The sequence below is a fragment of the Neorhizobium alkalisoli genome, from assembly GCF_007829835.1.
Taxonomy (GTDB): Bacteria; Pseudomonadota; Alphaproteobacteria; order Rhizobiales; family Rhizobiaceae; genus Neorhizobium.
Map to the genome: position 1 here is coordinate 605,140 of NZ_VIWP01000003.1, position 26,280 is coordinate 631,419.

A 26,280-nucleotide genomic window follows, 5' to 3' on the forward strand; every position below is an offset into this window, starting at 1 on the left:
CCGGTTTTGCGCCCGTGGTTTTCGCAGGCGCCTTGGCGGCCTTCTTTGCCGGCTTGGCTGCGGGCTGGGCCGGGGCAGCAATGTCGGGCGCCTCCCCTGCCGCTCCCTCCGCTTCCGGCACCTGCATGCGCGGCATGATGAAACGCGCGAAAGCGACGGTGGCAAGGAAGCCGACGAGGCCCAGCGCGATGGCGATGTCCACATAAAGCGTAAAGCCGGTGCGGATGGCGATCAGGGCGATGAAACCGATGACGATGCCGACCAGCATGTCGAGTGCCACGACCCGGTCCGGCAGGGTCGGGCCGCGCACGACACGCCAGACTGTAGCCAAGAAGGCGACCGCCAGCACGATCATGGCAAGCCAGACCGACCAGGAAAGAATGGCTGCGGAAGCCGTCATCGGAACGCCTCCATGATCTTGCGCTCGAAGCCTTCGGCAATCTCCCGTTTCGTCGTCTCGATATCCGAGCAATCGATGGCATGGACGTAAAGCGTCTTGCGGTCGGCCGAAACATCGACCGACAGCGTGCCGGGCGTCAGGGTAATCAGATTGGCGAGAAGGGTGATTTCCATGTCGCGATCGACGGTGAGCGGGAAGGCAAAAATGCCGGGCTTCAGATCCATGTCGCGACGCGTCACCAGAACCGCAACCTTCCAGGCCGATAGCGCCAGTTCCTTGAAGAAGAGGACGAGCAGCGAAAGGATGCGCCCGAGCCGGCCGACATAACCGGAAACACCGATCTCGCCGCGCACGACCCAGATTGCAAGGCTGCCGAGGATGAAACCGAAAACGAGGTTGAGCAGCGAGGCGCTGCCGGTAATCGCCACCCAGACGACGGCAAAGATCAGCGAAAGGATGTAGATCGTCATGGGTTTCCTCCCCTACCCAAATCCGAGGGGCCAAAGACGGAGGCGATATAGGCGGTGGGATCGGCGAGGCTGAGGGCAGCCCTCTGGCTGAGCTGCAGCAGCGGCTCGGGATAAAGGCCGAAGATGAGCGTCAGAGCAGCAAAACCGATGACCGGCAGGGCCGTGGTCTTGTCGGAGAAGAAGCCGGCCGGCTCTTCGTCCGCAGCAGGCATTCCTGCTTCGGCAAGCGGCCGCCAATAGGCGAGCAGAAAAACACGGCCGAGCGCGATCGTTACGAGAAAGGCCTGGATCAACATGGCGGCTGCGAGCCACCACGCGCCGATATCGATGGCGGCTTTCAGGAGCGACACTTTTGGCCAGAGGCCGGCAAGCGGCGGCAGGCCCGCGGCCGAGAGGAAAAGCAGGAAGGAAGTTATCGCGAATGGGAATGACCGGCGCCAAATGCCGCCCATCGTCGCCAGCGACCAGCTGCCGCCGATCCGGGCTGCTTCTGCCGCCACGAGATAAAGCGCGGTCATGGTGATGATCGAGGTCAGCGCATAAAGGATGCTGCCGGACACGGCGGCCGGTGTGCCGATCGCAACACCCGCCAGCATGTTGCCGATGCCGGCGATGACGAGATACCCGATCAGCCGGCGGATATCGTGCTGGGCGAGCGCGCCGAGGGCCGCGACGATCAGCGTGAGCGCCGCGGCGATCGCCATGACGAGGCTCAACTGTTCGCGCTGCACCGGCATCAGCATGATCGTGACCCTGAGCAGCGCATAGATGCCGACCTTGGTCAGCAGGCCACCGAACAGGGCGGATACGACGATACGCGGCGTGTGATAGGAGGCCGGCAGCCAGAAATTGACCGGGAAGACCGCCGCCTTCATGGCAAACGCCAGAACGAAAAGGCCGGTCAGGGTGACGAGCGGTGCGCCCGAGGGCAGCGTCGCCGCCTTGCGGGCGATATCGGCCATGTTGAGCGTGCCGAAGATCGCATAGAGGTAACCGACGGCGATCAGGAACAGGGTCGTGGCGATCAGGTTGAGGATGGCATATTTCAGGGCGCCGTCGATCTGCCGCGGTTCCGAGCCGAGAACCAGCAGGCCGAAGGACGAAATCAGCAGGACTTCGAACCAGACATAGAGGTTAAAGATGTCGCCGGTGAGGAAGGAGCCGGACACGCCCGCCATCAGCAGCATCAGGAACGGATAAAAGCCGTAGCGCCGGCCGGCAGCATCGATATCCCTCAGTGCGTAGATGCCGGCCCCGAGAGCGGCAATCGCCGAGACCAGCGCCATCGCCGCGCCGAAAAGGTCTGCCGTAAAGGCGATACCGAAGGGCGGGAGCCAGCGACCCATGACCATGGTGACCGGCCCTTGATCAAGCACGCGCCAGAGCAGGCCGGCATCGAGGAGTACGAGAAGTGAGAGGCCGGCAAGCGCGATTGAGCCCTGGAGGCGTACCGACTTGCGGATCATCAGCAGGAAGGCGCCGAGGCCGATCATCAGGACGACGGGGGCGACGACCAGCCACTCGCCCAGCGGTGGGGGCGTGAGGATCAGGGCGGCAGAGAGATCGACGGCGGATTGCGGGGCGGCCATCAGCAATCGCTCCCTGTGTTTCGCGTTTGCCCCTCATCCGCCTGCCGGCACCTTCTCCCCGTAACGACGGGGAGAAGGGATATGCCGAACTGCCTCGCCTCTTCGAAGAGATGGCGCGAGGCACGTCCCCTCTCCCCGCGCGCGGGGAGAGGGCTAGGGTGAGGGGCTATGGTGGTCGCAAACATAAACACCTGCATCAATACCCCATCGGCGGCAGCGGTTCGTCGGTGGGTTCGGCGAGGCGCATTTTGTCGGTATTGTCGGTGCCGAGCTCCTGATAGGCGCGATAGGTCAGAACCAGAAGGAAGGCGAAGAAGGAAAACGAGATGACGATCGCCGTCAGGATCAGCGCCTGCGGCAGCGGGTTGGCGGCGACGGTCGAGAGTACGTCGGAACCGGCCGGAATGATCGGCGGTACTTCGCGGGTAAGACCGCCCGTCGTAAAAAGCAGAAGGTTGACCGCATTGCCGAGCAGCGCCACGCCAAGCAGGATGCGCACCGTGTATTTCGACAGCATCAGATAGATGGCGGCAGCAAAGAACAGGCCGATCAGGACGGCAAACAGCGTTTCCATCAGACATCCCCCCTTTTCTGCGGACCATCAGGACCACTTTGGCGCTCGTCCGCTTCCGGTCCCGGTTCCTGCTCGAGCGCCAGCGCAATCGACGTGATGGCGCCGAGTACGACGAGATAGACCCCGAGATCGAAGGACATGACGGTCGAGAGCGGGATTTCGGTGCCGAAAAGGTGCGGATAGATCCATAGCCCCGTCATGAAGGGCACGCCGGCAAAAAGCGAGATGGTGCCGGAGAGCGTCGACAGGAAAAGCCCGGCACCGGCAATTGCCATCGGATGAAAATGCAGCGCTCGGCGCACGGCGCCGACACCGAAGGCGATGCCATAGAGAGCAAGGCCAGAGACGGCGATCAATCCGCCAATAAAGCCGCCGCCCGGCTCGTTATGGCCGCGCAACAGGACGAAGACGGAAAAGAGCAGTGTCAGCGCAGTGACGAAGGGGGCGACGGTGCGCAGGATCAGCGTGTTCATGGCGTCTTGCCCCCTGCCCTGACCCGGATCAACGCCAGGACGGCCAGCCCGGTGATCGTCACGACGGCGATTTCGCCGAGCGTGTCCGTGCCGCGGAAATCGACGATGATGACGTTCACGACATTGGCGCCGTGGGCGATGACCTTGGAATAGGCATTGAAGAAATCGGTCAGAACATTGTCGAACGGCGTCTCGAACGTCTTCAAGAGAAGCAGCGTGAAACCAAGGCCGCAGGCGATGGCGAGAATGCCGTCGAACAGGCGCTGGCCGATCGGGCGACTGTCGGAGGGCGAGAGGCGCAGGCGGGTCATGACCAGCGCCAGAATGACGACCGACAGGGTTTCCACCATGAACTGCGTGAAGGAGAGATCCGGCGCACCGAACAGCAGAAAGATCACCGCAACGGCAAAACCCTGGATGCCGAGCGAAACGATCGCCGTCAGCCGGTCGCCGGCCCGCAGGACAGCAGCTATGCCAATCACCGCGATGCCGAGGAACAGTCCTTCCTGCACGAGAACGCCGCCGGCCGGTAATGGCGGCAGGCCGGGCAGTTCGCCGAAGACGATCGGCGGCACGAGCAGCATGGCGGCAACGAGGACGAAGGTGATGGTGATGTAGATTTCCAGCCGTCCCGGCTGAACGATGCGGGTGACGGAGGCCGCAAAATGCAGGAGCGCGTTCAGCGCCGTGTCAAAACCGCGATCCGGGCCGGGGCCGAGGCTTTCGAACAGGGCGGCCATCAGGCTGCGGACTCGCGACAGCTTCCAGAAGATTGCCAGTCCGAACGCGATCGTCACCAGCGAGAGGAAAAGCGGCAGGCCGATATGCGGCAGGGTGGAAATGTCGATCGTCACCGTCTCATGCAGGATGGCCGAGGCCATGGGCGACGAGACGTAAGTGTGCACGACACCGCTTGCGAGACCCGCAACGAGGCCGGCCAGTGCCAGCGCGGCAGGCCCGAGAAAGATCGAAAGCGGTGCTTCGTGGATGTGATGCCGAACACCTTCGTGGTGTGCGAAAACACCGAGAAACGGCTTGAAGGCGATGCCGAAAGCAACGGCAAACATCAGCGCATTGCCGATCAGTGCCAGCGTCGTGAAAAAGACGGCGCGCGGATTGCCGGCGGCGAGCGCGGCATAGATCTCTTCCTTGGCGAGAAAGCCGAAGAACAGCGGCAGGCCGGCCATCGACAGCGCGGCAAGCACGGCGGCGGCGAAGGTCCAGGGCATGAACTTGCGTAGACCGGCGAGCTTGGAAATATCGCGGGTGCCGGCCTCGTGGTCGATGGCGCCGACGATCATGAAAAGCGCACCCTTGAACAGCGCATGCGCCACCAGATAAAGCACCGCCGCCTCGACCGCATGCGGCGAACCGAAGCCGGTCAGCATGACGAGCAGGCCGAGCGAGGCCATGGTCGTATAGGCGAGCATCATCTTCATGTCGGTATGGCGCAGCGCCATCAGCGCGCCGGCCACCAGCGTGATGCCACCGAAAAAGGGAAGCAGGATTTCCCAGGCGGGCGTGGCGCCGAGCGCCGGCTGCAGCCGCATCAGCAAATAGACGCCGGCCTTCACCATGGTCGCCGAATGCAGATAGGCGGAGACCGGTGTCGGCGCTTCCATGGCATTGGGCAGCCAGAAATGGAAAGGGAACTGCGCCGATTTGGTAAAGCAGCCGCCGAGGACCAGAAGCAGGATGGCGAGATAGAACGGGCTTTCGCGCAGGCTGGTTTCCATATGGATCAGCAGCGACATCTGGGTAATGCCGGTGACATCCCAGAGCAGAACGAGGCCGGCAAGAAGGCAGAGACCGCCACCTCCGGTCACCAGCAACGCCTGCAGCGCCGCGCGCCTTGCTGCCGGCCGTTCATGGTCAAAGCCGATCAGCAGGAAGGAGGCGATCGAGGTCAGTTCCCAATAGGCAAACAGCATCAGAAAGCTGTCGGACACGACAAGCCCGAGCATGGCGCCCATGAAGAGCAGCATGAAGGCGAGGAAGCGTCCCTGATGCGGATGCCCCTTCAGGTAACCGCCGGAATAGATGACGATCAGCGTGCCGATACCGGTGACGAGGGCCGCGAAGGTGAGCGACAGGCCGTCGAGAAACCAGGAGAAGGAAAGATTGAGGCTCGGCGCCCACATGTAACCGCCGGTCACCACCTCGCCTCTGGAAATCTCGCCGAAGAAGCGCAGGAAATTGAGGAAGGAGAGGAAAGGCGCAAGCGCCAGAAACCAGGCAGCCCTGGCGCCGAAACGGCCGACCAGAACAGGAGCGAGTGCCGCTGCCAGAAAGGGCAGGAAAAGTGCCGCGAACGTCCATGCCGGGGCGTTCATGCCCATATGCCCTACCCTCCAGAATGGATCCGTTCCCCTGCGGATCCTGCAAGTCCACCGAATTTCTAGGGTAAAGCCCCCACCGCCTCAAGCACTTGCGGGCAAGAAACACAGAAAGCTGATCTTTATTCCGGCCCTTGTGATGCCTATCTATGGGTCAAACGAAAGGGATATTTGCCATGTCCGATGTCACCACACCCAAAGTTGCCAAAACCGACGCCGAATGGCGGGAAGAACTGACGCCCGAACAGTATTACATCCTGCGCCAGGCCGGCACGGAGCGTGCCTTTACCGGTCCGTTCTGGAATTCCCATGAAAAGGGGATTTACAGCTGCGCCGGCTGTGGCGAGGACTTGTTCGTCTCCGATACGAAATTCGATTCCGGCTGCGGCTGGCCGAGCTATTTCGAGGCGGTGAAGCCCGATGCCGTCAAGGAATTGCGCGATACGACGCATGGCATGGTGCGCACCGAAGTGCGCTGCGCCAATTGCAACGGCCATCTCGGCCACGTCTTCCCGGACGGCCCGCCGCCGACCGGCCTGCGCTATTGCATCAACGGCCATGCGATGAACTTTACGCCGCTGAAATGAGTTCTGCCGATCGACACGATCACAAGACAAGCGCCTCGGAAACGGGGCGCTTTTTTGTTTGTGCGGGTCAGGAGGAGGCGAGCAGAATCAACAGGCGAGATCAAAAATAAAACAACTTTAAGATGATTTTCGATTCCATCTCTGCTAAGAGAATTCATCGGCGGGGAGCCGGGTTTCAAAGGGGGTGGGCATGTTGTTGACCAAGCACCTGGGGGAGCTGCTGCAGCAGCTCCAGGAAACTGAGCTGGCGAAACGGAACGAGAGTGCCGACGGGCTGATTGCCGAGATCGAGGCTCTGGGCGTTTTCCTCGAAGGGATGGAAAAGACCAGTTCCGCCGAAAAAACGCCCTACGAGGTGAAGCTGTTCGATGGCTTCGATGGTCCGGCACTGATCCCCTACTCTCTCGGCCCACGCCCCGATACCTGCAAGACCTGCGGCCAGAAACTGCCCTGAGGAGGACGGACATGTCACCGCCGAATGGGCAGCAGGACGGGACCGGGCCTCTCGGGATCGATAACAAGGACAACGAAGGCTGGGACTGGAACTATTATTTCAAGCAGGGTGCGACGCTCAACGAGCAACAATATGAAATCGTCGCGATGATCATTCGGCTCGCGTCGATTCTGCGACAGCTGCCGAAAACGGCCGTTTCCAGCGAGATCATGCAGCGGATCAAAGGCATATTTTCCGCCACGCTCGTCCAGTCTTTTTCGGGAGACCTAAAGCGGATGAAGGACGAAATCGACAGTGCCGAAAAAGAAATATTCACGCGAGTAGCGACACCGGAGTATCGAATGACGCTGAAAAGACCTGTTAAGTTGACGGTCTTGGCGATAGCTATCACGGGCGCCCTTTATATCGCCGGCATATTGCTTGCGACCTACACATCTGTCGGGCAGTCACTGCCGCAGCTGGCAACGGTCAATACATTCTTCCTTGTTGCTATCGGCTGTCTGTTCGGCCGGGTGATCTATTACGGTATGTCGTTCTCCGAGAAGATCGCCTCGATCGACACCTATCTCGAAAAGGTGGGTGAAGTGAGCCATATCGAGATGGCGATCTTTTTCGATGTGGCGGTGGGTGTCGCCGCCTGCCTCCTGTTTATCACAGGTCTCGTCGTCATTGCTTTCGGCGGCGATCCGGATGCAGCAACAGGCTCGGTACGCGCCGCGATCACCTCGCTGATGATCAAAGACAACCCGCTTCTGGCATTGGCATTCGGCCTGCTGGTCGGCATTGCAAAAACGGAGTTTCTCATGCGCCTCGGACGGATCGGCAGGGACCGCATTGCCTGAGCGAAATCAAAGCGCTGACAACCTCAAGCCGCAGGCGAGACCTCGCGAGCATCGGCTTCCAGATGATCGTCGCGCGCAACGAGATTGCGGCGGCTCAGCCAGCCATGCCCCCAGTCACGCAGGCCGAGCAGGATCGGCGCGAGCGTTCTTCCCTCTTCGGTGATGGAGTATTCGACCTTTGGCGGGATGACGGCATAGACCTTGCGCTCGACAAGGCCATCTTCCTCGAGCTCCCGCAGCTGCTTGATCAGCAGGCGCTGCGAGCAATCGCCAAGCTCCCGCTTCAATGCGTTGAAACGCAATGTTCCTTTCAGCAGGTGGTAGAGGATCATTCCCTTCCATTTGCCGCTGATGACGTTGAGCGCCGCATACATGGTGCAGCCGGGCACCTCATCATAGTTCCTGTCCTTGTTCATCATCGGCCCCGGTCGAGTGGTATACTTTGGGGCAGTATATGCTTTCGATTACCGTATTTCCAGTTTTGCAGCCAGTTGCCAGATGCATGTGACCGATGGCGGCCTTCGGGACGCCCGGCAGACACATGCAAGGAGAACAGGCATGACCAGAGTTGTACGGTTTCACGAATATGGCGAACCGGATGTACTGCGCATCGACGATATCGAGGTGCAGGCACCGCAGGAAGACGAAGTGCAGATCGCCGTCAAGGCGATCGGCCTCAACCGCGCGGAAGTGATGTTCCGGCGTAATGCCTATCTGCAACAGGCTGAATTTCCTTCGAAACTCGGCTACGAGGCGGCCGGGACTGTCAAAGCGACTGGCAGCAAGGTGGAAGGGTTTCGCGAAGGCGATGCGGTCAGCATCATTCCGACGCTCGATATGGCGCGCTGGGGAACCTATGGCGAAGTGATCAACATCCCTGCCCGCCATGTGGTCAAACATCCCGCAAACCTGTCCTTCGAACAGGCGGCGGCGTCGTGGATGCAATATGTGACCGCCTGGGGTGCGCTGATCGAGCAGGCAAAACTTTCGGCCGGCTAATTCGTGATCGTTTCGGCGGCATCGAGCAGTGTCGGCATTGCCGCTTTCGAGATCGCCCGCAGCGTCGGTGCCACCGTGATCGCCACGACCCGCACCAGCGCCAAGACGCAAGCGCTGATCGAGGCCGGTGCGCATCATGTCATCGCCACGGCCAAGGAAGACCTCGTTGCGCGCGTGATGGAGATCACCAACGGCAAGGGCGCACGCGTCGTGTTCGATCCGATCGGCGGGCCGGCGATTGCTGCGCTTGCCGACTGCATGTCCGTCGGCGGCCTTCTTCTCGAATATGGTGCGCTCAGCCCGGAACAAGGGCCTTTTCCGCAATTTGCGGTTCTCGGCAAAAGCCTGACGTTGAAAGGGTATCTCTACACTGAGATCGTAACCGATGACGCCGCGCTCGACCGGGCAAAGACCTTCATCAACGAAGGCCTGCGGTCGGGCACGCTGAAGCCGCTGATTGCGCGCAGCTTCACCTTCGAGCAGATCCGGGAAGCAACCCGGTTTCTCGAAAGCAATGAGCAGATCGGCAAGATCGTTGTGACGGTTTGAAACTTGAAAAGGGTGGCGGGGACATATGGCTCTCCGCCACCCTCATGGCAGAAAACCGGATAGTCAAAATGTCAGCTTGAAATAATCGAGTGCTTTCTTCCCTGCGCCTTCATGTCCGAAGGCCGAAGGCGGCGCATCCCGCGCCTGCCGCTGGCTTTCGAGCATCTCACGGACGATCACGAGAATTTCCCGGATGTCCGTGTCCTTCTTTCGCTCGACGTCGATACGCTTAAAAATCAAGGTCAGGTCAAGATCGGCGAGATCCATGGTTACCTCCAACTTATTAGCGAATCAAAATATATCTCGATTTGCTCATGGAGGGAATCGTGTATCGCCATCGAAAATGCACGAAATGCGAGAGCGCTCAGAGCAGCAGGCCAAGGCGCGAAAGCGTGAGCCGCGACTGCCGGCAGAGCGCTTCATTCCTGCCGCCGCGATAATAGCTGAGCGCGATGACGGCGCCGTAAAGCGCCCAGCCTCGGCCGCGTAGCCAATCGGCATCGGTGAGCGAGCAGGCATCGCGGAAGGTCTCGCGGGCAGACGGGTCGACCCATGACCAGGCAGAGGCATAATCAGCCGCCGGATCACCGACCGCCGACAGGCCCCAGTCGATGACGCCGGTGAGCTTTCCGTGGCGGGCAATCAGGTTGTCGGCCTTGAGATCGCCATGCAGCCAGCGCGGCAGGCCGTCATAGGCCTGCGACGAGGCCTCTTCCCAGAGCGCTTTCGCACGAAGAATGTCGACCTCGTCGGCGACGATCTCGATAGCCGGCAGCGTGATATCGGTAAGTTCGGCAAGCGCGATGCCGCGGCGGCTGTTGCAGGCGCCGGCTGGCGGGGCGCCGGTCGTGTCCTTCTGGTGAAGCGCCTTGAGGAAGGCCGCAAGCGACAATGCCGCCTCGCGCGGATCGGCAATCGCCCGCGGCACAGCGATTTCGCCCTCCATCCAGTCGCAGATACCGAAGGCGCGATCGATGCCGGGCTCGTTCGGAACCATTCCGCGATAACGCAGTGTCGGGATTTCTAGCGGCAGGCCGGCCAGATGCGGCAGCCAGTCGAGTTCCTTGGCCGCAAGCGCGATGGCCGAGCGGCGGCGTGGCAACCGCAACACCAGATCATTGCCGATGCGGAAAAGCGCGTTGTCCGTGCCGGACGATACCAGCCTTTGCACGGGCAATTGCGCCCATGCACCAAATTCCAGCGGCTCCAGACCTGAGAGCAAGTTGCGAACCAACGCCTCGTCGGCCGGCAGACTATCGTTATCCGTCATGCACCCTTACAGCATGGGGTTGTAAAGGCCGGATGACAGTTGCGGTCGCCCCCTGCCATACCCCTGCCCCTCAGGCCGAAAGTTCGACCGTGAAGGCAAACCGCGCCGTCTGGCCCGGCTGAAGCAGCGTGCCATAGGGCCGCTTTTCGATCGCACCATCCGAACCGGTCTCGGCGGCCGTGCCATGCCAGGGTTCGACACAGAGGAAGGGCGCGCCGGGCTTCTGCCAGAGCGCAAGGTTCGGCAGGTTTTCGAAGGTGAATTTCAGGCCGGCGCCGGCGCCTTCCGCCTGATAGGAAAGCCCCTCGCCTGCACCTTCCATAAAGATCATCGCATCGGCATCGAACATGCCATGCTTGAGAACCAGATGCCCGGCCTTGAACGGCGATGGCAGCTTTGTGCCATCAACAAGACCACCGGAAAGGCGCGTCAAAGCCGGCTCCGCGCCATTGTCCAGCGTGACGGTATGCGGCTTTCCTTCTCCGCCCGGCAGCGGCCAGACGAAGGCGGAATGGAAACCGAGGCCGAAGGGCATGGGCCGCGTATCGCGGTTCTCGACCTCAGCGGTTACTGTCAGTTTCGCCCCGTCCAGCGCATGGGTGAGCGCCAGCAGGAATTCGAACGGATAGCTGGCGCGGCTTGCCTCCGATGCCTGCAGTTCATAACGGCAGGACGTGGCGTCGGAGACGGCAAGCACGAATTCGCTACGGCGGGCAAATCCGTGCTGGTTCATCTCGTAAGGCTTGCCTTCCACCAGAATGCGATTGTCCGGCGCCTTGCCGACGATCGGAAACAGGATCGGCGAGCGGCCGTTCCACCAGGCGGCATCACCATTCCAGAGAAAATCCCGCCCATCCGCCGCGCGCAGCGACTGCATCTCCGCCCCGAGCGAAGAGACTTCGACGGCAGCGTGGTCATTGGCGATACGGGTAATGGTGGGCATGGGCGTCTCCTTCTCGACTGCGCGCACCATAACCGGGTCGGGAAGGATTGCCAGAGGATGACCGGGACAAATTATTTCGACTTCGTGCCCTTGGCGATATCCTTGAGATAGCTGTCGGAAAAATCGGTGGCGATCTCGATCCAGAGCGGCGAATGGTCGGACATCTGCCAGGTACGCCATTTTTCGTAGAGTTTGTCGGGCGTATCTGCCTTGTACTGGTCGTCGGGTCCGGGGTCCTTGGCAGGCATGTATTTCTTGTAGAGATCCTTGTCTTCCGGCGTGCTGCGGAAGACATCTTCATACATATCGACAATGCCACCGCCCAAGACGTCGAAGCGCTTGTCCTTCACGCGCACGGCGATCTGGTCGTAAAAATGCTCTCGGCTCGGCATATGCGCGCCATCGATCGCCTTTGGCACTTCGAACCCCTCGCTGACCAGAGCCTGCATGGTCTTGTGCTCGGGCGCGACGACGTTGAAGTCGCCGAGCAGGATGTAATTCTCCACCTGGCCGGCGCGGTCGAGCTCCTGCTTGCTGTCCTTGTCCTGACGCTCAGCAAAGAAATGCACGAGCTGCTTGATCTCGTTGACGCGACGTTCAAGCTGCGCGCCGCTATCGGCGCCGAAATAGATATGCACGGTGCAGAGGCTAAAACGGAACCAGCCCGACTGGAAGGCGACGAGGAAGGGCGTTCTGGCGAACTGCTGCTTCATCTCCTTCGTTTCGGGCTCGATATTCGTCTGCTCTGCCGGCGCTTTCACCTTCTTGTCGTGGCTGACGACGAGCTGGCCTTCCGGCAGGACGATTTCGCCGGCGATCTTGCGGAACCAGACCTTTTCCGTGTTGTAGACGAACGCCATGCGCTCGCTATTGCCGCCGGCGCCGGTCGTCGTGTCGGTGGCAATGTAATCCCATTCGCGGCCGAGGATGCGCATCACCTTTTCAAGCGCCGTGAGATCGCGATTGACCTCTTGCATGGCAACGAGATCGAAATGCGAGATCATCTCGGCGATGTAATAAAAAGTTTCCGGCAGGCGGGGGCCGAAGCCGAACTTGTTCGAGTCGAAGTCACGAATATTCCAGGTGGCGAGCAAGAGCGACGTGTCCTTCTTGCGCGCCCGTAGCGGTTCGAGCCGCTTGCGGATGGCGATCAGCCGCTCGGCGCAACGTTCGGCAGCGCCTTCCTCTTTCGCCAATGCCTGTTTCAGACCTGCATAATTGACCATCGTCCTCTCCCCGCTCAAGGCAGGGCGGCAGAACGGACTGCCGCCCGGATGGAGAAAGATTATAACGGCTCGACTACACTTTTAAGTCGATTTTCAACTTGCGACTCAATCCAAGAAATCCATGGCGAGCGTGACATGCTTATAGGCTTCCAGCTCGGCCAGCCGGGCCTCGAGCGCTGCGCGGATGCCGACATAGGTATTGCCGCCGAGCGCCAGCCGCAGCGGCGGGTTTTCGCTCTCCGCGATATCGATCATCGCCGCGGCCATTTTCGACGGATCGCCATTAATGGCAAAAGCGCCGTTTTCGATGGCGCGGCGGACATCACCGACCACGCTTTGCTCATAGGCTTCGATGACCGGCGCACGCTTCAGGCTGGCGCCGAATTCGGTGCGGGTGGCGCCCGGCTCGACGATCGTCATCTTCAGGCCGAAGGGCGCGATTTCCTTGGCCACCGTTTCACAGAACCCTTCAATGCCCCATTTGGTGGCGTGGTACAGGGAAAAATTCGGATAGGTGACCTGACCGCCTTCCGAGGCAACCTGCATGATATGGCCATGCCCCTGGGCGCGCAGATGCGGCAGGCTAGCGCGGATGAGGTCGATCGAGCCGGTCAGATTGGTGTCGATCTGGTGCGGAATGTCATCCTCCGCCACTTCTTCCGCCGCACCGAACAGGCCATAACCGGCATTGCTGACAATGACATCGATCTCGCTCAGTTCAGCAAAGGCGCGGTCGACAATCTGGCGCACGGCCTTGCGGTCGGTCATTTCGAGCGCTGCGATCCAGAGGCGATCGCCATGGCGCGCCTTGAGGTCATCCAGCGCATCCATGCGGCGCAGGGTGGCGGCGACGCGATGGCCGCGCTCCAGAAGCTGTTCGGTGAGCACCCGGCCGATGCCCGAGGACGTGCCGGTAATGAACCAAGTTTTCGACATGACATATCTCCTTGAGATGCGCGGCACCGGAAACGGCCGCGCTTGCAGACAAAGATAAGCCGGCCTATTGCTGAGATAATCCGAGCAATTGCGCATGAAGAAGTGAAAATTACCCATGAATGAGGATTGCCGTCATGGATAGGCCGGCGCTAGGCGATCTCGAAGCCTTTCTCGCCATCGTTTCCCATCGCAGCTTTCGCAAGGCGGCCGACGAGCTCGGCCTGTCGCCTTCCAGCCTCAGCCATATGATGCGGGCACTGGAAAAACGGATGGGGGTGCGGCTGATCAACCGCACCACGCGCAGCGTCGCGCCGACCGAGGCGGGAGAGCGGCTGGCGGCGCGGCTTGGGCCGGCGCTCTCCGGCCTCGACCAGGCGCTGGAAACCGTCGATGCTTGGCGCGGCGGCCCGAGCGGGACGCTTCGGATCAACACGAACGAACACGCGGCACGGCGTCTGCTGAAGGAGATCGTGCCGACCTTCCTGTCGCGTTATCCCGATATGGCGCTCGATCTCGTCAGCGACGGGCGGTTCATCGATATCGTCGCAGACGGTTTTGATGCCGGCATCCGGCTGCGCGAAAGCGTGCCGCAGGACATGATCGCGGTGCCCTTCGGCGGCACAACGCGCTTTCTCGCCATCGCTTCGCCAAGCTATCTGGAGCGACGTGGCGTGCCAAAAGTGCCCGACGACCTTTTGGGCCATGACTGTATCCGCCTGCGCCTGCCGAGCGGCAAGCTCTATCGCTGGGAGTTCGAAAAACATGGCGAGGAGGTCGCGATCGACGTGCCTGGCGCGCTGATGCTCGACCATATCGGCCTGATGGCGGAAGCCGCCGCCGGCGGTCTCGGCATTGCCTATGTGCATGAACTGGTGGCAGCGCCGTTTCTGGCCAGCGGTGCGCTGGTGGCGGTGCTTTCCGACTGGTGCCCTGAGATCGACGGACTATGCCTCTTCTACCCCGGCCATCGGCATGTGCCCGCCGGATTGAAAGCGTTTATCGAACTGCTGAGGGAGCATGATCGGCGGGGTAAGCTGGGCTGATCGCGGCGGTGGCGGTTATTGCGCGTCACCGGCGACGTCTTCGGGAAACAGTATCGCTTCGTGATCCTGGGCGGCGTTGAGGATGCGGACGATTTCGACCCTGGTTTCCTCGACACGGTAAAAAATCAGATATGAGCCATGCGGCGCCCGGCGCATCCCGCTCTCCTCATGCCCAACAACGAGTTGATATTGCAGCGGCAATTCTACAAAGCGCTGACAATGCTCGAATAATTCTTCGACGAAGCTTTCGGCTCTGGCTGGATTGAAGCCAGCGATATAATCACCGATACGCTCGAAATCCTGTTCGGCCGTATCGCTGATAAAAAGGATCACTGGCGAGGTTCTTTCGCCATGGCGGCATACTTTGCCTTCAGGCGCGCAGCCACCTCTTCCATCGGCTTGCCCCTCCCCGCCTCGATATCCGCCAGCCCCCGTGCCAGCGCCGCATCCAGCTCGGCCTTGCGCTTCTCGCGAACCTCCAGCAGCCGTACACCTTCGCGCAGCACATCGTCGCGACTGTCGTAACGGCCTGTCTTCACCAGCTCGTCGACATAGTCTTCGAGATCCTGTCCCAGATCGGTCATGCGGTCGTCGTCGGTCATTTTTGCCTCCGGTGAGCGAATAATACCAGCGGAGGCGGCAGGCAGCAATGTGGCGTTGTCAGCCGGAAACCTTCAGTTCCATGCAGGTGAGATCCAGCCAGCGGCCGAATTTCGTGCCGACTTCGCAGAATTTGCCGGCGATACGGAAACCGAGTTTTTCATGCAGGGCGATCGAGGCTGCGTTTTCGGATTCGATGGCGGCGATCATCACATGCACGCCGTTTTCGGCTGCCTTTCCGATCAGCGCCTGCATCAAGAGCTTGCCGATGCCACCGCCGCGGCAGTCGCGGTGGATATAGACGGAATGTTCCACCGTGTGGCGGTAGCCGTCGAAAGCCCGCCAGTCGCCATAAGAGGCGTAACCGACGACTACGCCATCAACCGTTGCGACCAGGACCGGAAAACCGCGGCCTTTGCGGGCGGCGAACCAGTCCTTGCGATTGTCGAGATCCACGAGCACCTCGTTCCAGATCGCCGTCGTGTTGGCGACCGCGTCATTATAGATGTCCATGACGACGGAAAGATCGGCTTCGGTTGCGTCGCGTATCAGGGTTTCGGCCATCGGCTTAATTGTCCACTATCGTATAATTTCGTCTACTTTAGCAGACGATCGGAGCCGTTCCAAGCGGTTGGCGGTCGTTCGGCTCAAATATTGCCGGACAGGCTGAAACAGGTCAGCACGGCGCTGTAATGGACGGCGGCGGCGGCAATGACAAAACCGTGCCAGATCGCATTCTGGAAGCGCAACTTCTCCCAGACATGGAAGATGACGCCGAGCGAATAGATCAGCCCACCGATAACGATCAGCCATACGGTAACCGGCGGCAGATAGGCGGCGACCGGTTCCATGACCATGACGCCGCTCCAGCCCATGGCGAGATAGAGCAGGATGGCGAGCTTGTCGTAACGGCCGGGAAACAGGCATTTCAGCGTGATGCCGAAAAGCGCCGTTGCCCAGATCGCGACCAGCATGAAAAGGATCCAGGGATCGGCCGAGCCACGCTGCAGAAAGGGCGTATAGGTGGCGGCAATCAGGATGAAGATCGCCGAATGATCGAGCCGGCGCAGCAGCCATTTGGTGCGCGAATGCGGCCAGATATTGTAGGTGAAGGAGATCGACAGGCAGAGAATGAGGCCAAGCCCGTAGATCCAGGCGGCAGCAATCTCTCCATGGCTCGACCAGACGGTCGCATAGAAGATCAGTGCCGTTGCCCCGACAAGGGCAAAGACGATGCCGATCCCGTTGACCACGCCATCGGCGACGATCTCGTGGAAATCGTATTTCCGACCGAAATTGAATAACTCGCTCATCACATCCTTCCGTCCTGACGGATAGAATGAGGGGCGTGGCGGCGGAAGGCAAGCCTCACGCCGACGGGCGGGAATCACATTGCGTTGCAGGCGTTTTTAAACATCCTGGCACGGGATCGCGGGACCTTTACCGATCGATCAGCACCGAGCATTTCGCATGCCGCACAACGCGGTCTGCGGTCGCGCCGATGAAATAGTTGGAAAGATCCGGCACATGCGAGGCGACGATGACGAGGTCGGCGCCGTGCTGTTCGGCGGCGGCAAGGATTTCTCGGGCCGGCGAGCCCTGGCGGATCTCGATCTCGGCCTCGACGCCGAGCTTGCCGCGCAGATCGATTAGCGCCGTATCGGCCTTCTGGCGCGCCTCGACCATCATCTCCGTCGTGTAATCGGAAACGAGATAGCCCGGCACATCCTCGACGACGTTGAGCAGGATGATGGTGCCGCCCTTGTAAAGCAGGCTCGCGGCGCTGCGCAGGATTTTTTCACCCTTTTCGATCTGGGTGATGTCTACGGGCACGATGATCTTTTTATACATTTGACATTTCCTCCGTCGGTACAGCCAAAGCTCATGCCGATGCAGCTAGCAGCACCATGATGCAGATCAAGCCTGGGACGATCTACAGGATGATCGTCAACATTCCGGCAACAATCTATTGCCGGACGACGCTCTATCGAGAACAGGTTTGGTTGATTTATAAGGGGATCATAATCGCGCCTTCGTGCATATCCGGATGCCTCCGGATGGGTTGGCGCACTGATAAGCGGGAATGACCATGGCAGACCAGCAGCCCTTCGCCCTTACGCGCCCCTTCCATGTGGGCAGCGCCCATCTCGTCGTCAGCGATCTTGCGACGGTTTCGGATTATTATCAGAAAGTGATCGGGCTTTCGGTGATCGAAAAGAGCCCGAGCGGCGAAGTTTTGGGTGCCGGCGGCAAGCCGCTTTTGACCCTGACGACCGGAAACAGCGTGTCGCGCGCACCGCGCAATGCCGCCGGCCTGTTTCACACCGCCTTCCTGGTGCCGAACCGCCGCGAACTCGCCCATTGGCTGGCCAATGCCGCTCATGCCAATGTGCCGCTTGAGGGTGCGTCCGACCATCTCGTCAGCGAGGCGATCTATCTGTCGGATCCGGAAGGCAACGGTATCGAGATCTATCGCGACCGCACGCCGCTGGAATGGACCTATCATCAGGACGGCACCGTTGCGATGGCGACCGACCGGCTGAACCTGCAGGAACTCTATAACAGCGCACCGAAGGAAAGCTGGGGCGGCATGGCGGATGGCACGGCCGTTGGCCATATCCATCTCCAGGTCGGCGACATTCCGCAGGCGGATGCCTTCTACCGCGACGTTCTGGGCCTCAAGATCATGGCGCGTTATCCCGGCGCCAGCTTCTTTGCGACAGGTGCCTATCACCACCATATCGCCGCCAATATCTGGAACAGCCGCGGCGCACCGAAGCGCGCCACTAACATGACCGGGCTTTCGGATTATACGATCCAGTTCAACGACAAGGAGGCGCTCGACAAGGCGCTTTCGGCCCTGCAGGTGCAAGAGATCGATACGACGAAAACCGCCGAAGGCTGGTCACTGAAGGACCCTTGGGGCATCGGCCTGACGCTGGTCGCCTGAGGCTTTCAAAATCCATGCAATCAGAAGGGGCGCTCCGGAACCGGAGCGCCCTTTTTGCGTTGTCGCGCATAACGGGGATTTCAGCGGGGTTTCGGACAGGATGGCGATGACAGGCGCGCGCAGCAGCAGGCTGAAAAGGCACCTTACGGATGTGACGGCCGGGCGACGCGAAGCGCATCTTTCCGCCCTGGAAGAGGAAGACATTACCGAAAGCCTGCCGCTTGGCCGCGCAGCACTTGATGTGGCAATGGCATGGGCGATCATCGGCCTGTTCATGATCGTCTTTTTCGCCGTCGTTCATTCCCTGTCACTGATCCTGATCCCCGTGACGCTGGCCGTCGTCGTCGGGCTGATCCTCGGCCTCGTCGCCGACAAGCTCGGGAAACTGGGCCTGCCACGTTTCGTCATTGCCGCGATCCTGTCCGGTCTCGTTTTTGCCGTCATGTTCATGATCGTCAATGCGCTGGCCGAACCGGTGGCGACGCTGATTCAGGAGGGGCCGAATTTCGCCGAACGGACAGTAGACCGTGTGATGCCGTTCCTGGAAAAGCAGCACTGGCTCAACATATCGCCGGCCAGTTTCGAGACCGGGCCGATGTCGATGCAGTCGCTGATCGAAAATTCCGGCAATATTCTCGGCATCGTCACGTCCAATCTCACCCCTGCCCTTGTGCAGGGCATGATCTTCTTTGCCGCACTTCTGCTCTTCCTCTATGGCCGGCTGAGGCTGCGGCGCACGATCATCCTCGCCTTCCCGATCCGCCGGCAGCGACTGATGGCGATCCGGGTTCTGAATTCGATCGACCAAGTGCTCGGTTATTATTTCGCCACCGCCAGCGTGCTCTATTTCGGGCTCGGGCTGGTGATGACGGCAATCGCCTATTTCGGCGGGCTCAGCATGCCGGCGCTCTGGGGCCTCTTCGCCTTCCTCTCGAGCTTCATTCCGTTTCTCGGCATCACGGTCATGACAATATCGGTGGCGATCGCCGGCATCCTCACCCATGATTCGCTGCTTCTCGCGCTGCTGCCGGCGGTGATCTTCTTCTCGGTGCATCTCGTGATGGAAAACCTGATCTTTCCGGCGATCATGGGCCGGCAATGGGAGATCAATCCCTTCATCGTCTTCATCGCGATCCTTTTCTGGACATGGATGTGGGGGGCGGTCGGCGCCATGCTCGCCTTGCCGCTGTCGCTGATCATGATGACGGTAATTTCCGAGCTCTTCCCGGAGCGGAAGACCGTGCCGAACCTGCCCGGTTGAGGAGGGAGATACCGTGGATACGACATCACGCTCTGCCGAGCTCAGCTTCCGCCACACCAGCCATGACGACCTGATTTCCGGACGCTCGCCCTGGGGTCGGCAGGCATTGAGGCCACATCGGCGGCCGCTGACCGAAAACGTCAGGACGGATGTTGCCGTGATCGGCGGCGGCATTACCGGTGCGCTTCTCGCCGAACATCTGACGGCGACCGGCCATCAGGTCATGGTGATCGACCGTGAGGAACTGGGCCTCGGATCGACCCGCGCCAGCACGGCGCTGCTGCAATGGGAAATCGACACGCCACTGGCCGGGCTGACGGAACTCTACGGTTTCGAGACGGCGGCGCATATCTATCGCCGCAGCCGCGCGGCCGTGGCCGGGCTTGCCGAGACGATTTCCACCAACCGTATCGCCTGCCGGTTCGAGCCGCGGCCGACGCTTTATCTTGCGGCGGGCGAGACAGGCGCACGCGACCTCTATGACGAGCTGGCGCTGCGGCAGCGCGCCGGCCTGCCCGGCGAACTCCTCGATCACCGCCGGCTGCAGGGCGAATTCGGTTTCGACCGTGAGGCGGCGATCCTGTCGCCAGGTTCGGCCGAGGCCGATCCGCTTGCCTTGTGCTGGGGGCTACTGCAGATCGCCGCCGATCGCGGCGCCGCGCTGATCAATGCCGATGCCGTAAACTTTCACGAGGAAGGTGTACGGGTAATGGTCGAGACGGCAGGCGGGCATGTGGTGGATGCCCGGCATGTGGTTCTGGCGACCGGTTATGTCATGCCGCATTTCGTCATGCCCGAACGGCACCGCACTGCCTCGACCTTCGCGCTTGCCACCGTGCCGCAGAAACCGGATGTCGCATGGCGCGGCCGGGCGCTCGTATGGGAGGCGTCCGACCCCTATCTCTACATGCGCATGACCTCGGACAGCCGCATCATCGTCGGCGGAGAGGACGAGGATATCGCCGACCCTGATCAGCGCGACGCGATGATCGCAACGAAGATCGGGCTGCTGCAGGACAAGCTTTCACGATTGTGGCCCAAGGCCGATATCCGGCTTTCGGAAGCCTGGGCCGGCGCCTTTGGCCAGACCTCGGACGGACTGCCGCTGATCGGCCCGGTCTCCGGCACACAGGCGGTCTATGCCGCTTATGGGTATGGCGGCAATGGGATCACGTTTTCCTATCTGGCATCGCGTATGATCGCGGCGATGATCTCCGGCAGGCATGAAGCCTGGTTCGACGATTTTGCGCTCGACCGGGATCCGCGCTGAGGCGGGATATCGCTTAGGCTCGCAGCATTTCCGGCTGACCGGTGCCGTTCTCGGCTTCGAGATGGGCGAGCGCGTCCGCTGCTGTTTGCGGGCGGCCAAAATAATAGCCCTGGATATAACGGACACCGGCAAGGCGCACCGCCATCAGCTCGCTCTCCGTCTCCACCCCTTCCGCAAGGCATTCGACGCCGAGATTGGCGCAGAGCTCGGCAATGGCGCGGATGATGTCGCGGCTGACTTTTTCCTCTTCCGACAGGCGGGTGACGAAATTGCGGTCCATCTTGATGCGGTTGAGCGGCAGGCGGTGGATATAGGCGAAGCTGGAATAACCGGAGCCGAAATCGTCGAGCGCGATACGGCAGCCGAGACCGGAGAGGATATCCAGCGAGGTTTTCGCCTTCTCGATATCGTGCATGATCGAGGTCTCGGTGATCTCGAAGGTCAGGCGCTCGGGATCAAACCCGCTTTCGCCGACGATACGGCAGATATCGTCGATCGAGCGGGAGGACATTAGGTCCAGCGCCGACAGATTGACCGAAAGCCGGACATGCTCCGGCCAGCCTGCTGCGGCCGAAAGCGCCTTGCGCAGCAGTACCGCCGTCAGTTGTTCGATTAGGCCGCAACGCTCGGCGGCCGCGATGAAATGCTGCGGGCCGACAAAGCCGAGTATCGGGCTGTTCCATCGAGCCAGCGCTTCGAAACCGGTCGTTCTTGCCCGCATCAGATCGTGCTGCGGCTGGAACATGACGGAGAATTCCGCGTCGAGATCGGCAGTGCGCAGCGCCTGTTCGATACGGCCATTGCCGCTGAGCTCGGCCTCGTGTTCGGATGAAAAGATCACCGTCCTGCCGCGCCGGTCGCGCTTGGCGCGATAAAGCGCATGGTCGGCGCGCTCGTAGATCTGGCGCAGGTCGCGGCCGTTTTCCGGGTAATGGGCGATACCGATCGAACCGGTCACCGAAATGCGGATGCCGGACAGGACAAAAGGCTGGCGCAGTGTCTCGCAGATCCGCGCGCCGAACATCTCCAGCTCGGCAAGCGAAAGGCGGCGGGAGACGGCAATCGCGAATTCATCGCCGCCAAGGCGGCTCACCATGTCCTCGCCAGCACAGGCAAAGCGAATACGGCGTGCAACCTCGACCAGAAGCTCATCGCCGATCGCATGACCATAAAGATCGTTGACCGGCTTGAACCCGTCGAGATCGATCAGCGCGAGATGGAAGACGGCCGGCGCATCGTCCCTGGCAATCGCCTTTTCGATGCAGGAGAAGAAACAGCGGCGGTTGGGCAGCCCGGTCAGTGCGTCGTGATCGGCAAGAACCTCGGCGCGTGATCGCAACCGGTCGGCAAGCAGGCGCGCCCGCACGGTTTTCATCACCGCGCCACGGGTCATGATGGCAAGGCCGCCGGCGGCAAGCGCTGCCGCCACGCTGGCAAAGGCATAGGTCAGCAGCACTTCCGGCGACATGGCATAGGCAACCGCAAGCATGGTCGCCAGCACGACGAGCGAGATTGCGACGATCAGCCGGATGCTGACCGCGACGGCTGCTGTGACAATGAAGAGAAGCAGGAAATAGATCAGGTTCGGGGCCTGGAAGAGCACGTAGACGACGTTGCAGCAATTGGCATAGATCAGCAGCAGCATGGCCGCGCCGACCGCCTCGAGCCTTGCGAAACTCACATCCGGACTGCGCAGCAGGCTGCGGCAGACCAGCGCTGCGAGTGCCGTCAGCAATGAAAGCGACGACATTCTGGTCGCTTCCCACAAGGGGCTGAGCAGGAAATTCGGGATGATGACGATCGTGTAGAAGGCGACGACCGGAAGCATGAAGCCGCGGACGATGGGACGAAAGGCTTTCGACACTTCCCGCTGCAACACGCTTTGCGAGAGATAGGCGAGATCATCGTCTGCGACGGCAAGCCCGTCGGTGCTCTGCATTCCCCGCATCACCAGCTCCAAGCACTGCCCGACCGAACCCGCCCTCCCAACGAATTGCCGGCCAAGCTTTATAAGATCGGAATTACTTAGCGGATACTGGTGTAGAAAGCCCTAAGAAGCCCTTGTAAAAACAGCAGACTGCATGCGCGGTTGCATTTTATACTTCAGATCGCCTCGAAGTTGTCAGTCGTACAGGTAATATTTCTCCCAGTCGTCTCTGGAAATTTTCGATCCGACCTTGAAATCGAAGGACATGATCTTCAGTCCCTTGTCACCGGTCTGGCATTTGTATTTCAGTCGGTACCAATCACCACCGCTGCGGAAGACCGCGCCCGGCGCCTTGATGTCGTCGCCTGCCGCAACCGGCGGCTCGAACGTGTAGGCAATCACCTTGTCGGGACGGAAATCGCCTTCCTTGCGGATCTGGTCCATGGCTTCCATATCGCAGCGCTGTTCGCGCCGTTCTTCCGGTGCAAGAGCATTCAGCTGCTTGACGATACGATTGTCCAGCGCATGGGCGGCCGAAGCGGAAAACAGGGCTAAGGCGGCCAAAGCCAGCGTCTTTTTCATGTCATTTCCATCATGGTGACTGCGGTTGGCGCGGAAACTAGGAGATGGAACGGAAATTGACCACCTACCAGAACGCGAAATAACATGATGTGATCGGGGCTGGGGATAAGCCGGGGGAGACAGGCTATGGATCAGGAGAGACTGTCGCTTTCAGATTCCAAGAAGGAACAGATCAAGCTGCGGGCGACGTTCCTCAACAACATCGGGATCGGTGTGTTGCTGATCGGTGTATTTACGCCGATCATCCGCGTCGTCTACGGTGACGTAAGCCTGCAAGTCGGGACACTCTGGCTTGCCGTAGCGCCCACTGGTTGTTTTCTATTGGGCATTGCATTACATTTGTCGGGAGGCTGGATCCTCAGAGGGCTGAGCAAATGACGACCGAGCAGATCATCGCACTTGTAATGCCTGTTCTCGGCGCAGGTATGGCGATCGGCGTGGTTTATTGGCAGAGCTGGCGCGACGGTGTGCTGCCCAGCCAAAGGCCGCACGACAAGAAATAAACCTTCCTTTCCCATTCGACAGCCGGCATCGGCTTGCCTCCCGCGCCGCCGCCTCCTATCTCTGGCACTCCCGCCCATTGCAATCCGGAGTGCTTCCTTGGCCACCTCCCCGAAATCCCCCTTCGCCAATCTCCCCGCCCCTCCTCAGGCTGCCAAGAAGCCGTTGAGCGACACGCGCCACGGCATTACCCGCACCGACGATTACGCTTGGTTCCGGGCCGACAACTGGCAGGCGATGTTCAAGGATCCGTCGATCCTAGATCCGGAAATCCGCAAGCATCTGGAGGCGGAAAACGCCTATATGGAAGCGGCCATGGGCGACACGGCCGAGCTGCAGAAAAAGCTGTTTGCCGAAATGCGCGGCCGCATCAAGGAAGACGATTCGTCCGTGCCGATGAAGGACGGGCCGTTCGCCTATGGCTCGCTGTTCGTCACCGGCGGCGAGCAGCCGCATTACTTCCGCACCCCGCGCGATGGCGGCGACAAACAGGTCCTGCTCGACGGCGACAAGGAAGCGTCAGGAAAAGATTATTTCCGCCTCGCCGGCATCGACCACACGACCGACCATTCCAAGGGCATCTGGGGCTACGACGACAAGGGTTCCGAATATTTTACCCTACGCGTACGCGACCTCACCACCGGTGACGATCTGGACGACGTGCTGGAAAACACGGCCGGCGGCGGTGTCTGGGCGCCGGACGGCAAGAGCTTCTTCTATACACTGCAGGACGAGAACCACCGTCCATCCAAGGTCTTCCATCACATTCTCGGCCAGAACCAGTCGGAAGACCGGCTGGTCTATGAGGAAGAGGATCCGGGCTTCTTCATGGGCGTCGGCGGCTCGCTGCTGGACGATGTCATCTATATCGACATCCACGACCACGAGACCTCCGAATACCGCTTGCTTTCGACCAAGGACCTGTTCGCCGAACCGAAACTGGTGGCGGAGCGCGAGGAAGGCGTCGAATATTCGATGACCGAAGGCGGCGACGTTTTTTACATCCTCACCAACGAGGGCGACGCCAAGGATTTCAAGATCGTCGAGGCACCGTTTGCCGCGCCGACCAAGGAAAACTGGAAGGAAGTCGTGCCGCATGTGCCCGGCCGGCTGATCATTTCCCACATGGCCTATGAGCGCCACCTGATCTGGCTGCAGCGCAACCAGGGCCTGCCGCAGATCGTCATCCGCGACCGGCAGACCGGCGAGGAACATGCGATCGCCTTCGATGAGGAAGCCTATTCGCTCGGCCTCTCGGGCGCAGCCGAATACGATTCGACCGTCATCCGCTTCACCTATTCGTCGATGACGACGCCGACCCAGCTTTACGATTACGACATGGCGACCCGCGAACGGGTGCTGCTGAAGACCCAGGAAGTGCCGTCCGGCCACAATCCCGACGATTACGTTACCCGCCGCGTCATGGCGCCAGCCCATGACGGCGAACTGGTGCCGGTCTCGCTGCTCTACCGCAAGGACGTGGCGCTCGACGGTTCCGCGCCCTGCCTTCTCTACGGCTATGGCGCCTATGGCATGACCATTCCCGCCTCGTTCTCGACCAATGCGCTGTCGCTTGCCGATCGCGGCTTCGTCTATGCCATCGCCCATATCCGCGGCGGCAAGGATAAAGGTTTCGCCTGGTACGAAAACGGCAAGATGGAAAACAAGCCGAACACGTTTAAAGACTTCATCGCAGCCGCCGACCATCTCGTGAAGGAGAACTTCACGTCCTACGAAAACATCATTGCCGAGGGCGGTTCCGCCGGCGGCATGCTGATGGGGGCGATCGCCAATATGGCGCCGGAAAAGTTTGCCGGCATCATCGCCGCCGTCCCCTTCGTCGACGTCCTGAACACGATGCTGGACGACACGCTGCCTCTCACCCCGCCGGAATGGCCGGAATGGGGCAATCCGATCGACAGCCTCGAAGAATACCAGTGGATCGCCGCCTATTCCCCTTATGACAATGTCGCGGCAAAACCCTATCCGCCGATCCTTGCCATTTCCGGCCTGACCGACCCGCGCGTCACCTATTGGGAACCGACCAAATGGGTGGCCAAGGTGCGCGAACTTTCGACCGGCACCGCGCCGATCCTCTTGAAGACCAATATGGCAGCCGGCCATGGCGGCAAGTCCGGCCGTTTCCAGCGGCTGGAAGAGATCGCGTTCGAATATGCATTTGCGATCAAGGTTGCAGGCAAGGCGTGATCGCCTTCGGCTCTGACACACCAGGGTCGTGATCAGTCTCGGAAATGAGAATCGAGTCGTTTTACCCTCTTGAAGCCGGCAGATTGCCGGCTTCATTTGTTATTGCCTGTTCGCTGCCGCCGATTTTTTATATTTCCCCGCCTCGGCCACTCGTCCTTCGGAACCGGGCGAACCGGCTCCTCAAGCCCCGCCCAAGCTCCGGCGCGAGGCAAATTAGCAAAGCACAATCAGCACCGTAAACGAATACGGAACGAAGCAGCGCGACGGCAAGATTGCAGTTTCTTGTCAAT

The 26,280-nt window shown here is 60.6% G+C and carries 28 protein-coding genes and 2 pseudogenes; 11 read left to right on the forward strand and 19 right to left on the reverse strand.

What is annotated here, in order from left to right; translation table 11 throughout:
* Positions 1 to 19 precede the first annotated feature (19 nt).
* From FHW37_RS13770 to FHW37_RS13795, 6 genes and pseudogenes are all read right to left on the reverse strand, one after another.
* Positions 20 to 400, reverse strand: a pseudogene (locus FHW37_RS13770) (cation:proton antiporter); the annotation flags it as partial.
* Entirely contained in the window at positions 397 to 870 is a 474-nt protein-coding gene (locus tag FHW37_RS13775) for a Na+/H+ antiporter subunit E (RefSeq protein ID WP_145637433.1), read from the reverse strand. The gene FHW37_RS13775 and the pseudogene FHW37_RS13770, both read right to left, overlap by 4 nt.
* Positions 867 to 2,459: a Na+/H+ antiporter subunit D gene (locus tag FHW37_RS13780; RefSeq protein WP_145637435.1), complete on the reverse strand. Its 1,593-nt coding sequence runs from the start codon at positions 2,457 to 2,459 to the stop codon at positions 867 to 869. The genes FHW37_RS13775 and FHW37_RS13780 overlap by 4 nt, the downstream gene beginning before the upstream one ends.
* Before the next feature lie 196 nt (positions 2,460 to 2,655).
* Positions 2,656 to 3,033, reverse strand: a complete 378-nt coding sequence (locus FHW37_RS13785; RefSeq protein ID WP_145637438.1) for a Na+/H+ antiporter subunit C — start codon at positions 3,031 to 3,033, stop codon at positions 2,656 to 2,658.
* The gene (locus FHW37_RS13790) at positions 3,033 to 3,506 is read right to left on the reverse strand and encodes a Na(+)/H(+) antiporter subunit B (RefSeq protein WP_145637441.1); all 474 of its coding nucleotides are present in this window, start codon (positions 3,504 to 3,506) and stop codon (positions 3,033 to 3,035) included. Before FHW37_RS13790 ends, FHW37_RS13785 begins: the two co-directional genes overlap by 1 nt.
* Entirely contained in the window at positions 3,503 to 5,845 is a 2,343-nt protein-coding gene (locus tag FHW37_RS13795; RefSeq protein WP_145637444.1) for a putative monovalent cation/H+ antiporter subunit A, read from the reverse strand. The genes FHW37_RS13790 and FHW37_RS13795 overlap by 4 nt, the downstream gene beginning before the upstream one ends.
* Positions 5,846 to 6,018: 173 nt before the next feature.
* Here FHW37_RS13795 and msrB point away from each other — a divergent pair, with 173 nt between their 5' ends.
* The 3 genes from msrB (at position 6,019) to FHW37_RS13810 (ending at position 7,725) form a co-directional block, all read left to right on the forward strand.
* Positions 6,019 to 6,429, forward strand: coding sequence for a peptide-methionine (R)-S-oxide reductase MsrB (gene msrB / locus FHW37_RS13800; protein ID WP_145637446.1), 411 nt, complete (start codon positions 6,019 to 6,021; stop codon positions 6,427 to 6,429).
* 190 nt (positions 6,430 to 6,619) lie between these two features.
* The gene (locus FHW37_RS13805) at positions 6,620 to 6,883 is read left to right on the forward strand and encodes a hypothetical protein (RefSeq protein WP_145637449.1); all 264 of its coding nucleotides are present in this window, start codon (positions 6,620 to 6,622) and stop codon (positions 6,881 to 6,883) included.
* An 11-nt stretch (positions 6,884 to 6,894) separates the two neighbouring features.
* Positions 6,895 to 7,725, forward strand: a complete 831-nt coding sequence (locus FHW37_RS13810; RefSeq protein ID WP_145637451.1) for a hypothetical protein — start codon at positions 6,895 to 6,897, stop codon at positions 7,723 to 7,725.
* Positions 7,726 to 7,748: 23 nt separating this feature from the next.
* Here the strand turns inward: FHW37_RS13810 and FHW37_RS13815 are convergent, their stop codons facing one another.
* The gene (locus FHW37_RS13815; RefSeq protein WP_186458253.1) at positions 7,749 to 8,141 is read right to left on the reverse strand and encodes a winged helix-turn-helix transcriptional regulator; all 393 of its coding nucleotides are present in this window, start codon (positions 8,139 to 8,141) and stop codon (positions 7,749 to 7,751) included.
* A 142-nt stretch (positions 8,142 to 8,283) separates the two neighbouring features.
* Here FHW37_RS13815 and FHW37_RS13820 point away from each other — a divergent pair.
* Positions 8,284 to 9,273: pseudogene (locus FHW37_RS13820) on the forward strand (zinc-dependent alcohol dehydrogenase family protein).
* A gap of 63 nt (positions 9,274 to 9,336) precedes the next feature.
* Here the strand turns inward: FHW37_RS13820 and FHW37_RS13825 are convergent.
* The 5 genes from FHW37_RS13825 to FHW37_RS13845 all read right to left on the reverse strand — a co-directional run bounded on the left by FHW37_RS13825 (position 9,337) and on the right by FHW37_RS13845 (position 13,648).
* Positions 9,337 to 9,540 (reverse strand): hypothetical protein, encoded by a 204-nt coding sequence (locus FHW37_RS13825; protein WP_145637453.1) that lies wholly within the window; start codon positions 9,538 to 9,540, stop codon positions 9,337 to 9,339.
* Positions 9,541 to 9,637: 97 nt separating this feature from the next.
* Positions 9,638 to 10,543: an aminoglycoside phosphotransferase family protein gene (locus tag FHW37_RS13830; RefSeq protein ID WP_145637455.1), complete on the reverse strand. Its 906-nt coding sequence runs from the start codon at positions 10,541 to 10,543 to the stop codon at positions 9,638 to 9,640.
* A gap of 70 nt (positions 10,544 to 10,613) precedes the next feature.
* Positions 10,614 to 11,486: an aldose 1-epimerase family protein gene (locus FHW37_RS13835; RefSeq protein WP_145637457.1), complete on the reverse strand. Its 873-nt coding sequence runs from the start codon at positions 11,484 to 11,486 to the stop codon at positions 10,614 to 10,616.
* Between the two features lie 71 nt (positions 11,487 to 11,557).
* On the reverse strand, positions 11,558 to 12,712 hold the full coding sequence (locus tag FHW37_RS13840; RefSeq protein WP_246690768.1) for an endonuclease/exonuclease/phosphatase family protein: 1,155 nt from the start codon (positions 12,710 to 12,712) through the stop codon (positions 11,558 to 11,560).
* A gap of 105 nt (positions 12,713 to 12,817) precedes the next feature.
* The gene (locus FHW37_RS13845) at positions 12,818 to 13,648 is read right to left on the reverse strand and encodes an SDR family oxidoreductase (protein WP_145637459.1); all 831 of its coding nucleotides are present in this window, start codon (positions 13,646 to 13,648) and stop codon (positions 12,818 to 12,820) included.
* 134 nt (positions 13,649 to 13,782) lie between these two features.
* Here FHW37_RS13845 and FHW37_RS13850 point away from each other — a divergent pair, with 134 nt between their 5' ends.
* Positions 13,783 to 14,691: a LysR family transcriptional regulator gene (locus FHW37_RS13850; RefSeq protein WP_145637461.1), complete on the forward strand. Its 909-nt coding sequence runs from the start codon at positions 13,783 to 13,785 to the stop codon at positions 14,689 to 14,691.
* A 15-nt stretch (positions 14,692 to 14,706) separates the two neighbouring features.
* On the opposite strand, the gene FHW37_RS13855 is transcribed toward FHW37_RS13850, so the two are convergent.
* The 5 genes from FHW37_RS13855 to FHW37_RS13875 all read right to left on the reverse strand — a co-directional run bounded on the left by FHW37_RS13855 (position 14,707) and on the right by FHW37_RS13875 (position 17,142).
* Positions 14,707 to 15,024 (reverse strand): type II toxin-antitoxin system RelE/ParE family toxin, encoded by a 318-nt coding sequence (locus FHW37_RS13855; RefSeq protein ID WP_145637462.1) that lies wholly within the window; start codon positions 15,022 to 15,024, stop codon positions 14,707 to 14,709.
* On the reverse strand, positions 15,021 to 15,293 hold the full coding sequence (locus FHW37_RS13860) for a type II toxin-antitoxin system ParD family antitoxin (RefSeq protein WP_246690769.1): 273 nt from the start codon (positions 15,291 to 15,293) through the stop codon (positions 15,021 to 15,023). The genes FHW37_RS13855 and FHW37_RS13860 overlap by 4 nt, the downstream gene beginning before the upstream one ends.
* Before the next feature lie 58 nt (positions 15,294 to 15,351).
* Entirely contained in the window at positions 15,352 to 15,855 is a 504-nt protein-coding gene (locus FHW37_RS13865) for a GNAT family N-acetyltransferase (protein WP_145637465.1), read from the reverse strand.
* A gap of 83 nt (positions 15,856 to 15,938) precedes the next feature.
* Positions 15,939 to 16,604, reverse strand: coding sequence for a PAQR family membrane homeostasis protein TrhA (gene trhA, locus FHW37_RS13870; RefSeq protein ID WP_145637468.1), 666 nt, complete (start codon positions 16,602 to 16,604; stop codon positions 15,939 to 15,941).
* Between the two features lie 127 nt (positions 16,605 to 16,731).
* Entirely contained in the window at positions 16,732 to 17,142 is a 411-nt protein-coding gene (locus FHW37_RS13875; RefSeq protein ID WP_145637470.1) for a universal stress protein, read from the reverse strand.
* Positions 17,143 to 17,380: 238 nt separating this feature from the next.
* Between FHW37_RS13875 and FHW37_RS13880 the strand changes: the two genes are divergently transcribed.
* The 3 genes from FHW37_RS13880 (at position 17,381) to FHW37_RS13890 (ending at position 20,772) form a co-directional block, all read left to right on the forward strand.
* Positions 17,381 to 18,241 carry a VOC family protein gene (locus FHW37_RS13880; protein WP_145637472.1) on the forward strand — a complete coding sequence of 287 codons (861 nt, stop codon included), beginning with the start codon at positions 17,381 to 17,383 and terminating at the stop codon, positions 18,239 to 18,241.
* Between the two features lie 100 nt (positions 18,242 to 18,341).
* Positions 18,342 to 19,502: an AI-2E family transporter gene (locus FHW37_RS13885; protein ID WP_145637474.1), complete on the forward strand. Its 1,161-nt coding sequence runs from the start codon at positions 18,342 to 18,344 to the stop codon at positions 19,500 to 19,502.
* Between the two features lie 13 nt (positions 19,503 to 19,515).
* The gene (locus FHW37_RS13890) at positions 19,516 to 20,772 is read left to right on the forward strand and encodes an NAD(P)/FAD-dependent oxidoreductase (protein ID WP_145637476.1); all 1,257 of its coding nucleotides are present in this window, start codon (positions 19,516 to 19,518) and stop codon (positions 20,770 to 20,772) included.
* A gap of 13 nt (positions 20,773 to 20,785) precedes the next feature.
* Here the strand turns inward: FHW37_RS13890 and FHW37_RS13895 are convergent, their stop codons facing one another.
* On the reverse strand, positions 20,786 to 22,711 hold the full coding sequence (locus FHW37_RS13895) for a putative bifunctional diguanylate cyclase/phosphodiesterase (RefSeq protein WP_186458254.1): 1,926 nt from the start codon (positions 22,709 to 22,711) through the stop codon (positions 20,786 to 20,788).
* A 183-nt stretch (positions 22,712 to 22,894) separates the two neighbouring features.
* A complete protein-coding gene (locus FHW37_RS13900; RefSeq protein WP_145637480.1) occupies positions 22,895 to 23,281 on the reverse strand; it encodes a DUF930 domain-containing protein in 387 nt (128 codons plus the stop codon).
* 126 nt (positions 23,282 to 23,407) lie between these two features.
* Between FHW37_RS13900 and FHW37_RS13905 the strand changes: the two genes are divergently transcribed.
* From FHW37_RS13905 to FHW37_RS13910, 3 genes are all read left to right on the forward strand, one after another.
* Positions 23,408 to 23,659, forward strand: a complete 252-nt coding sequence (locus FHW37_RS13905) for a hypothetical protein (protein ID WP_145637481.1) — start codon at positions 23,408 to 23,410, stop codon at positions 23,657 to 23,659.
* Entirely contained in the window at positions 23,656 to 23,784 is a 129-nt protein-coding gene (locus FHW37_RS34475) for a hypothetical protein (RefSeq protein ID WP_281407252.1), read from the forward strand. The genes FHW37_RS13905 and FHW37_RS34475 overlap by 4 nt, the downstream gene beginning before the upstream one ends.
* A 97-nt stretch (positions 23,785 to 23,881) precedes the next feature.
* On the forward strand, positions 23,882 to 25,990 hold the full coding sequence (locus FHW37_RS13910; protein WP_145637482.1) for a S9 family peptidase: 2,109 nt from the start codon (positions 23,882 to 23,884) through the stop codon (positions 25,988 to 25,990).
* The last annotated feature ends 290 nt before the right edge of the window (positions 25,991 to 26,280 follow it).

Coding starts and splice junctions, on each gene's coding strand:
- FHW37_RS13815 (WP_186458253.1), bottom strand. CDS start 8,141: ATGAACAAGGACAGGAACTATGATGAGGTGCCCGGCTGCACCATGTAT.
- FHW37_RS13785 (WP_145637438.1), bottom strand. CDS start 3,033: ATGGAAACGCTGTTTGCCGTCCTGATCGGCCTGTTCTTTGCTGCCGCC.
- FHW37_RS13860 (WP_246690769.1), bottom strand. CDS start 15,293: ATGACCGACGACGACCGCATGACCGATCTGGGACAGGATCTCGAAGAC.
- FHW37_RS13850 (WP_145637461.1), top strand. CDS start 13,783: ATGGATAGGCCGGCGCTAGGCGATCTCGAAGCCTTTCTCGCCATCGTT.
- FHW37_RS13775 (WP_145637433.1), bottom strand. CDS start 870: ATGACGATCTACATCCTTTCGCTGATCTTTGCCGTCGTCTGGGTGGCG.
- FHW37_RS13805 (WP_145637449.1), top strand. CDS start 6,620: ATGTTGTTGACCAAGCACCTGGGGGAGCTGCTGCAGCAGCTCCAGGAA.
- FHW37_RS13840 (WP_246690768.1), bottom strand. CDS start 12,712: ATGGTCAATTATGCAGGTCTGAAACAGGCATTGGCGAAAGAGGAAGGC.
- FHW37_RS13875 (WP_145637470.1), bottom strand. CDS start 17,142: ATGTATAAAAAGATCATCGTGCCCGTAGACATCACCCAGATCGAAAAG.
- FHW37_RS13880 (WP_145637472.1), top strand. CDS start 17,381: ATGGCAGACCAGCAGCCCTTCGCCCTTACGCGCCCCTTCCATGTGGGC.
- FHW37_RS13845 (WP_145637459.1), bottom strand. CDS start 13,648: ATGTCGAAAACTTGGTTCATTACCGGCACGTCCTCGGGCATCGGCCGG.
- msrB (WP_145637446.1), top strand. CDS start 6,019: ATGTCCGATGTCACCACACCCAAAGTTGCCAAAACCGACGCCGAATGG.
- FHW37_RS13795 (WP_145637444.1), bottom strand. CDS start 5,845: ATGGGCATGAACGCCCCGGCATGGACGTTCGCGGCACTTTTCCTGCCC.
- FHW37_RS13830 (WP_145637455.1), bottom strand. CDS start 10,543: ATGACGGATAACGATAGTCTGCCGGCCGACGAGGCGTTGGTTCGCAAC.
- FHW37_RS13885 (WP_145637474.1), top strand. CDS start 18,342: ATGGCGATGACAGGCGCGCGCAGCAGCAGGCTGAAAAGGCACCTTACG.
- FHW37_RS13835 (WP_145637457.1), bottom strand. CDS start 11,486: ATGCCCACCATTACCCGTATCGCCAATGACCACGCTGCCGTCGAAGTC.
- FHW37_RS13865 (WP_145637465.1), bottom strand. CDS start 15,855: ATGGCCGAAACCCTGATACGCGACGCAACCGAAGCCGATCTTTCCGTC.
- FHW37_RS13825 (WP_145637453.1), bottom strand. CDS start 9,540: ATGGATCTCGCCGATCTTGACCTGACCTTGATTTTTAAGCGTATCGAC.
- FHW37_RS13790 (WP_145637441.1), bottom strand. CDS start 3,506: ATGAACACGCTGATCCTGCGCACCGTCGCCCCCTTCGTCACTGCGCTG.
- FHW37_RS13780 (WP_145637435.1), bottom strand. CDS start 2,459: ATGGCCGCCCCGCAATCCGCCGTCGATCTCTCTGCCGCCCTGATCCTC.
- FHW37_RS34475 (WP_281407252.1), top strand. CDS start 23,656: ATGACGACCGAGCAGATCATCGCACTTGTAATGCCTGTTCTCGGCGCA.
- trhA (WP_145637468.1), bottom strand. CDS start 16,604: ATGAGCGAGTTATTCAATTTCGGTCGGAAATACGATTTCCACGAGATC.
- FHW37_RS13810 (WP_145637451.1), top strand. CDS start 6,895: ATGTCACCGCCGAATGGGCAGCAGGACGGGACCGGGCCTCTCGGGATC.
- FHW37_RS13905 (WP_145637481.1), top strand. CDS start 23,408: ATGGATCAGGAGAGACTGTCGCTTTCAGATTCCAAGAAGGAACAGATC.
- FHW37_RS13900 (WP_145637480.1), bottom strand. CDS start 23,281: ATGAAAAAGACGCTGGCTTTGGCCGCCTTAGCCCTGTTTTCCGCTTCG.
- FHW37_RS13895 (WP_186458254.1), bottom strand. CDS start 22,711: ATGCAGAGCACCGACGGGCTTGCCGTCGCAGACGATGATCTCGCCTAT.